This window comes from Nitratireductor indicus C115 (assembly GCF_000300515.1).
Lineage (GTDB): Bacteria > Pseudomonadota > Alphaproteobacteria > Rhizobiales > Rhizobiaceae > Nitratireductor > Nitratireductor indicus.
The window spans coordinates 1-1,321 of record NZ_AMSI01000054.1; the positions used below are offsets into that span (position 1 = coordinate 1).

Consider the following 1,321-nt stretch of genomic DNA (forward strand, 5'->3'; position numbering starts at 1 on the left):
TGAACCGCGCCGGGTTTGCCGGAGGCTCCAACTCCTGAGTAGGATGGAGCACGATGAGCAAAACGACGAACAAGTTTTCCCCTGAAGTACGCGAACGAGCGGTTCGCCTTGTGCTGGATAATGAGGGCCAGCACGGGTCTCGCTGGCAGGCGATCGTATCGATTGCGGCGAAGATCGGCTGCTCGGCACACACGCTGAACGAATGGGTCAAGAAGTCCGAGGTTGATAGTGGCACCCTGGCTGGTATCCCGACGGAGATGGCCGAGAAGATGAAGGCTCTGGAGCGGGAGAACCGTGAACTTCGTCAGGCCAACGAGATCCTGCGCAAAGCATCTGCATATTTCGCGATGGCGGAGCTCGACCGCCCACTGAAGCGATGATTGCCTTCATGGAGGAACACCGAGGTGTGTTTGGGGTCGAGCCGATTTGCAGACTGCTGCCGATTGCCCCGTCGACCTATTACGAGAATGTCTCCAAGCGGTTGAACGTGGATCGCCTGTCGGGCCGCGCTCGTCGCGATATTGCTCTAAAGATCGAGATCCGCCGTGTTTTCGAGGAGAATTTCCGGGTCTATGGCGTGCGCAAGGTCTGGAGGCAATTGCAACGGGAAGGCTTCGATGTAGCCCGCTGCACGGTGGCCCGGCTCATGCGGTCCATGGGCCTTCAGGGGATCATCCGTGGCAAGCCGGTAAAGACGACGTTCCCGGACAAGTCGGCACCCAGTCCGCTCGACCGCGTGAACCGCCAGTTCAGGGCCCCAGCACCGAACAGGCTCTGGGTTTCGGATTTCACGTACGTGGCCACCTGGCAGGGCTTCGTCTATGTCGCCTTCGTCATCGACGCATTTGCCCGGCGTATTGTCGGCTGGCGTGTCAGCCGGACGGCGCATGCGACCTTTGTCCTCGACGCCCTGGAACAGGCGCTTCATGATCGGCGTCCCGTTCATGGAGGTGGCCTGGTGCATCACTCCGACAGGGGCGTTCAATATGTGTCGATCAGGTATTCGGAGCGACTGGCCGAGGCGGGTATTGAGCCCTCAGTCGGGAGTGTCGGCGACAGCTACGACAATGCTCTCGCCGAAACGATCAACGGGCTTTACAAGGCCGAGGTCATTCATCGCCGTGGACCGTGGCGCAGCTTCGAAGCAGTCGAGTTCGCAACACTCGAATGGGTCGACTGGTTCAACCACAGGCGTCTTCTGGAGCCCATAGGAAACATCCCTCCGGCTGAAGCGGAGGAACAATATTACGCCACGCTGGATCTAACGGCCGTGGCCGCATAACTTAAACCAAATGGCCTCCGGTAAACCCGGCTCGGTTCA

The 1,321-nt window shown here is 59.5% G+C and carries 1 protein-coding gene and 1 other annotated feature; the gene reads left to right on the forward strand.

Annotated elements, in window-relative coordinates; genetic code table 11:
* The first annotated feature begins 53 nt into the window (after positions 1-53).
* Positions 54-1,282 (forward strand): IS3 family transposase gene (locus NA8A_RS24165; RefSeq protein ID WP_086006195.1). Its coding sequence is split into 2 segments (ribosomal slippage): positions 54-348 and positions 348-1,282, totalling 1,230 coding nucleotides; the frame shifts between segments, so codons are not numbered across the junction.
* Positions 335-451: a sequence feature (AL1L pseudoknot), on the forward strand. Its footprint overlaps the gene before it by 117 nt.
* Positions 1,283-1,321: the final 39 nt, after the last annotated feature.